Source organism: Spirillospora sp. NPDC046719, from assembly GCF_040645715.1.
GTDB lineage: Bacteria > Actinomycetota > Actinomycetes > Streptosporangiales > Streptosporangiaceae > Spirillospora.
The window spans coordinates 1-5,166 of the sequence record NZ_JBEYYT010000564.1 but is presented as its reverse complement, the minus strand read 5'-3'; the positions used below and the strand labels follow the sequence as shown (position 1 = coordinate 5,166).

5 protein-coding genes are annotated in these 5,166 nt (G+C 75.0%); 4 read left to right on the top strand and 1 reads right to left on the bottom strand.

What is annotated here, in order from left to right; all coding sequences use genetic code 11:
• Nucleotides 1–132: 132 nt before the first annotated feature.
• The 3 genes from ABZ914_RS46085 (at nt 133) to ABZ914_RS46075 (ending at nt 2,455) form a co-directional block, all read left to right on the top strand.
• On the top strand, nt 133–414 hold the full coding sequence (locus ABZ914_RS46085; RefSeq protein WP_433137316.1) for a hypothetical protein: 282 nt from the start codon (nt 133–135) through the stop codon (nt 412–414).
• 164 nt (nt 415–578) lie between these two features.
• Nucleotides 579–1,643 (top strand): Dyp-type peroxidase, encoded by a 1,065-nt coding sequence (locus tag ABZ914_RS46080; RefSeq protein WP_500200992.1) that lies wholly within the window; start codon nt 579–581, stop codon nt 1,641–1,643.
• On the top strand, nt 1,640–2,455 hold the full coding sequence (locus ABZ914_RS46075) for a family 1 encapsulin nanocompartment shell protein (protein WP_500200991.1): 816 nt from the start codon (nt 1,640–1,642) through the stop codon (nt 2,453–2,455). The genes ABZ914_RS46080 and ABZ914_RS46075 overlap by 4 nt, the downstream gene beginning before the upstream one ends.
• Before the next feature lie 54 nt (nt 2,456–2,509).
• On the opposite strand, the gene ABZ914_RS46070 is transcribed toward ABZ914_RS46075, so the two are convergent.
• Complete coding sequence (locus tag ABZ914_RS46070; protein WP_500200990.1) at nt 2,510–3,388, bottom strand: 4Fe-4S domain-containing protein; 879 nt, start codon at nt 3,386–3,388, stop codon at nt 2,510–2,512.
• Between the two features lie 149 nt (nt 3,389–3,537).
• On the opposite strand from ABZ914_RS46070, the gene ABZ914_RS46065 reads away from it, so the two are divergent.
• The gene (locus ABZ914_RS46065) at nt 3,538–5,124 is read left to right on the top strand and encodes a phosphodiester glycosidase family protein (protein WP_500200989.1); all 1,587 of its coding nucleotides are present in this window, start codon (nt 3,538–3,540) and stop codon (nt 5,122–5,124) included.
• Nucleotides 5,125–5,166: the final 42 nt, after the last annotated feature.

The window sequence follows — 5,166 nt, the reverse complement described above, 5'->3', positions numbered from 1 at the left end:
CGCGTGCGGGGGGCCGGGCGGCCGGCCCGCCGCACGCGGCATCGCGCCGCGCCGCGCGGACGGCACGCGAAGTTTCCCGAGCCATGAATGCCCCCTGATAAGGCTTCGGCGCGGCGTGGGCATCAATCACCGGTGAGCACACCGATGTACACGACGGACCGCATCCCGGACGACCAGGAAGGCGTCACCACGCTGGGGATCAGGGCGGGCCAGCCCGCGTCGAGCCCCGAGTCCGCATTCACCAACCTCGAACGCGCCAGCGCCGACCTCCGGCCCGACGCGGTCATGGGGGTGTGCCTTCTCGCGGTCCCGAACGTGGTGGGCCGCACCGACTTCACCACGACCGACGTCATGCGCATCCACACCGAGACCCAGTACATCGCGTACGGAACGTGCGTCCGGTTCGAGACCTGATGAGCGGATCGGCACCGGCGAAACGCCCGCGCCGTCCGCGCCGTCCGCGCCGTCCGTGCCAAGGTTCGCCGTCACCACGGGCAAGACTGCGTCCATCCCGCTCCGGCCCGGTTTCACCGGCGCGGCGCCCGGGGTAGATCGGCGCTGACGACCGGGGGGACGCGATGCCGCAGCAGGGACAGCCGCAGGACGTGCTGGCGCCGCCCGCGACGGCGGCGATCTTCCTGGTGGTGACCGTCCGGCCGGGCGGCGAGGACGCGGTGCGCGGGCTGCTGCCCGACATCGCGGGCCTGACGCGCGCCGTGGGCTTCCGGGCCCCGGGGGACGGCCTGAGCTGCGTGACCGGCATCGGCGCGCACCTGTGGGACCGGCTCTACGGCCCGCCCCGCCCGATCGGCCTGCACCCGTTCCGGGTACTGACCGGCGCCGTCCACACGGCGGTGTCGACACCCGGCGACCTGCTGTTCCACCTGCGGGCCCGCCGCGCGGACCTGTGCTTCGAGCTGGCGCGGCAGCTCATGACCCGGCTCGCCGGGCACGCCGACGTCGCCGACGAGGTGCACGGCTTCCGGTACTTCGACGAGCGGGACCTGCTCGGCTTCGTCGACGGCACCGAGAGCCCGTCGGGCCCGGACGCCGTCGTCGCCGTGACCGTCGGCGACGAGGACCCGGCCTTCGCCGGCGGGAGCTACGTCGTCGTGCAGAAGTACGTCCACGACATGCGGGGCTGGAACTCCCTGCCGGTCGAGGCGCAGGAACGGGCGATGGGCCGCGAGAAGCTCAGCGACATCGAGCTGCCGGACGAGGTGAAGCCGTCGAACTCGCACGTCGCGCTGAACACGATCGAGGACGCCGACGGGACGCAGCACCAGATCGTGCGCGACAACATGCCGTTCGGCTCGATCGGCGCCGACGAGTTCGGCACCTACTTCATCGGCTACGTCGGCGACGTCGCCGTCATCGAGAAGATGCTGGAGAACATGTTCATCGGCGACCCGCCGGGCAACCACGACCGCATCCTGGACTTCTCGACGGCGGTCACCGGCGGCCTCTTCTACGTGCCCACGGCCGACTTCCTGGACGACCCGTCGCCCCGCCTCGCCCTCGCGTCCGCCGAGGCCGCGGCCGGCCCGCCGCCACCGCCGCCCGCGGACGGCCCGGCGGGAGGCGGCCCGGCCGGAGACGGCTCGCTCGGCATCGGCGGCCTCAAGAGGAACGGCACCACATGAACAATCTGCACCGCGAACTCGCCCCCGTCTCGGAGGCGGCCTGGACCGACCTCGAGGCCGAGGTGCGCCGGACCTTCACCCGGCACGTCGCGGGCCGCCGCGTGGTGGACGTGGTCGGTCCGGCGGGCCCGGCGCTGTCGGCCGTCGGCACCGGGCACGTCGACCCGCTCGGCTCGCCCGCCGACGGGGTGCAGGTGCACCGGCGGCGGGCCCAGCCGATCATCGAGCTGCGGGTCCCCTTCGAGGTCGCCCGGCAGGACGTGGACGACGTCGAGCGCGGCGCCCGCGACCCGGACTGGCAGCCGGCGAAGGACGCCGCGAAGCGGATCGCGTTCGCCGAGGACCGCGCCGTCTTCCACGGCTCGGGCCCGGCCGGGATCACCGGGATCGTGCCCGGCGCCTCCAACAGCGCGCTGCCGCTGCCGGCCGACGCGCGGCTCGTCCCCGACACCGTCGCCAAGGCGCTGAGCGCGCTACGGCTCGCCGGCGTCGGCGGCCCGTACACCCTGCTGCTGTCGGCCGAGGCGTACACCGCGGTCGCGGAGACCACCGACCACGGGTACCCGGTCCACCACCACCTCGCGCGGCTGCTGCCCGACGGCGAGATCATCTGGGCGCCCGCGCTCGACGGGGCCCTGCTGGTGTCGACCCGCGGCGGCGACTACGAGCTGCATCTCGGCCAGGACCTCTCGATCGGCTACCTCTCGCACGACGCCGAGCACGTCCGGCTCTACCTGCAGGAGACGCTGACCTTCCTGTCCGTCACGGCCGAGTCGAGCGTCCCGCTCAGCGCGGAGGGGCGGCACGCCTAGGGCGGCGGCCCGGCGCTCGTGCCCTCGGTCTCTCGCCGAGCGGGGACGCCTGGGCTACGTGCCCGCGAGGTCGCGGCGCAGGCGTGCGACGAGGGCCTGGAGGCGGCGGCGCATGTCGTCCGGTTCGAGCGCCGGGCTGATCGTGCCGTGGGTGGGGACGACCCGCGTGAACGCGTGGCGGCCGAGCCGTTCGAGCGAGTCGACCTGGACGGGCCATGAGTACCAGCACATGTACGGCTCCGCGCCGAGGTCGTGGCGGTAGGGGTCCCATCCGAGGGAGTCGCCGGTGAAGAGGGTGCCGTCCTGCGTCAGGTACATGACGTGGCCTTCGGTGTGCCCCGGCGTGGGGATCGCCAGCACGCCGGGCACGACCTCCCGGGGGTCGGCGCCCGTCAGGATCAGGTCGGCGAACGGAGCGGCGTCGGCGTCGGCGGCATGGACGGCGACCCGCGCGCCGAACGCCTCGGCGTAGCGGTCGGCGTCGCCGACGTCGTCGCGGTGGGTCAGCAGGATCGCCGTGAGCCCGCCGAGCGATGCGATCCACGCTTCCAGCGCCGAGGTGAAGCGCGGCGAATCGATGAGCACGTTTCCGGCGGCGCCCCGCACGACGAAGGCGTTGCCGCCCGCGGCCTTGGGCGAGTTCGAGCCGGTCCGCCAGACGCCGGGGGCGATCTCCAGGGGATGATGCCGCGGCCACCTGGCACCGGACTCGGTGCCGATGGACCGCGAAGGGCACACCTCGGCCGCGAGCTGCGCCAGGCGGACCTCGTCCTCGGTGGCCGGCTGCCGCGTCATGACGAAGCGCCGGCCGTCGCTCGCCAAGGTGAACAGCGTGGGAGCGATCGAGACCGCGCCGCCGCAGCCGATACAGCGGTCGTCCACGTACCAGTCTCCGGCCGCGCTTTCCGGATGACGCCTGTCGCCGCGAGCCATGCCACCAACCTAGGCCCCGCCCCATCGGCGGGCCACCCGGCCGCCGACGACGGCCGCGCACGGGCGCCCGCGCGCGCCGCCTCGCCGGGTCGCGGAAACGATCATCTGGCGGCCACTCGCGCGTCACCGGCCGCGACGATCATGACCGCATGAGACGTCCCCTTCTCGCGGCGGCGCTGTCCGCCGCCACCGTGGCTGCCCTCGCCGCCCCGGCCACGGCCGCCGCCCCTACCGCCTCGGCGTACGCGCCCCTCCCCCTCGGTCCCTCCGGCCTGCACGAGCAGCGCGAGACGGAGCGGCTCGCGCCGGGGGTCACGCTCACCTCGATCGTCCGCGGCGAGACGTCGACCGCCGATTTCTGGACGCTGCACGTCCGGCTGTCCGTGCCGGGCAACGCGTCCGCCGTGATCGCGCCCGAGGCGACCGCCGGGGACGCCGCGCGCCGCCTGGAGGCGGCCGGGCTGCACCCGCGGGTCGAGGCCGTGGACGGCCCCCGCTTCGCCGACGTGCCGGCCGGACGCGTCGGCTACGTCGTCCGGGTCGGCCGGTACGCGACGGAGGCCGACGCGAAGAAGGACCTCCCGGCCCTCACCGCCGCCGGGTTCTCGGCCGGCACGTCCTACACGGCCGAGGACGGGACGGCCGCGACCGGCCCCTGGCGCCTGCACGTGATCACCGTCGATCCCCGCCGGTTCGGGGGCCGCGTGGTCTCCTCCGTCGGCGGCACGCTCACCGCCACCGACAAGGTGTCGGACCTGGTGCGCGACAGCGGCGCCGTCGCCGGCGTCAACGGCACCTACTTCACCTCCGCCGGCAAGGGCGGCTCCGCCGGGCTGCACGTGCTGAACGGCGAGCTGACCAGCGAGGCGAACAACGGCCGCACCGCGATGATCCTGCCGCAGAGCGGCCGCGGCGTGCGGTTCGCGCAGCTCGGCACCGAGCTGCGCGTCCGCGCCCAGGACCGCGCGACCCGCGAGCTCGACGGCGTCGACCGGCTGCCCGGGCTCGTGGACAACTGCGGCGGCGTCGGCGGCGACCAGCCGACCGAGCGCCCGCAGCACGACGTGACCTGCACCGACCCCGACGAACTCGTGGCCTTCACCCCGGTGTACGGGGCGTCGAGCCCGGCCGGTGCCGGCGCGGAGGCCGTCCTCGACGCGTCCGGCCGCATCACGGAGCTGCGCGAGTCGCGGGGCACCGCGATCCCGGCGGGCGGGCGCACCGTCCAGGCGATCGGGACGGCCGCGGACTGGCTGCGCGCCCACGCCCGCCCCGGCACGCGGCTCGCGATCTCGGAGCGGGTGCTCGACCACGGCCGCCCCGTCCGCCTCGACCCCCGGACGTCGATCCTCGGCGCCGGCCCGCAGCTCGTGCGGGACGGCCGGGTCTGGGTCGACGCCTATGCCGACGGGCTCGTCCACACCGGCAGCGACCAGTCGTTCTACTACAACTGGGTGCTGCGCCGTAACCCGCGCACCATGGTCGGCGTCGACCGGAGCGGGCGGCTGCTGCTGGTCGCGGCGGACGGCCGCGAGCCCGGCTACAGCGAGGGCCTGTCCATCGAGGAGGCCGCGAAGGTCATGCGGTCGCTCGGCGCGGTCCAGGCCATGAACTTCGACGGCGGCGGCTCCACCACCATGGCGACGGCGGGCGGCGCCCTCGTCAACCGCCCGTCCGACGCCGCGGGCGAGCGCAGCGTGGGCGACGGCATCCTGCTCCTCCCCGGCCGCGATTGACCGCCGGCCGCGCCCGGATCGCCGCGCCTGCGGCGATCCGGG

Excerpts from the sequence above, each read along its gene's own strand:
- ABZ914_RS46080 (WP_500200992.1), top strand. The coding sequence starts at position 579 with ATGCCGCAGCAGGGACAGCCGCAGGACGTGCTGGCGCCGCCCGCGACG.
- ABZ914_RS46075 (WP_500200991.1), top strand. The coding sequence starts at position 1,640 with ATGAACAATCTGCACCGCGAACTCGCCCCCGTCTCGGAGGCGGCCTGG.
- ABZ914_RS46070 (WP_500200990.1), bottom strand. The coding sequence starts at position 3,388 with ATGGCTCGCGGCGACAGGCGTCATCCGGAAAGCGCGGCCGGAGACTGG.
- ABZ914_RS46065 (WP_500200989.1), top strand. The coding sequence starts at position 3,538 with ATGAGACGTCCCCTTCTCGCGGCGGCGCTGTCCGCCGCCACCGTGGCT.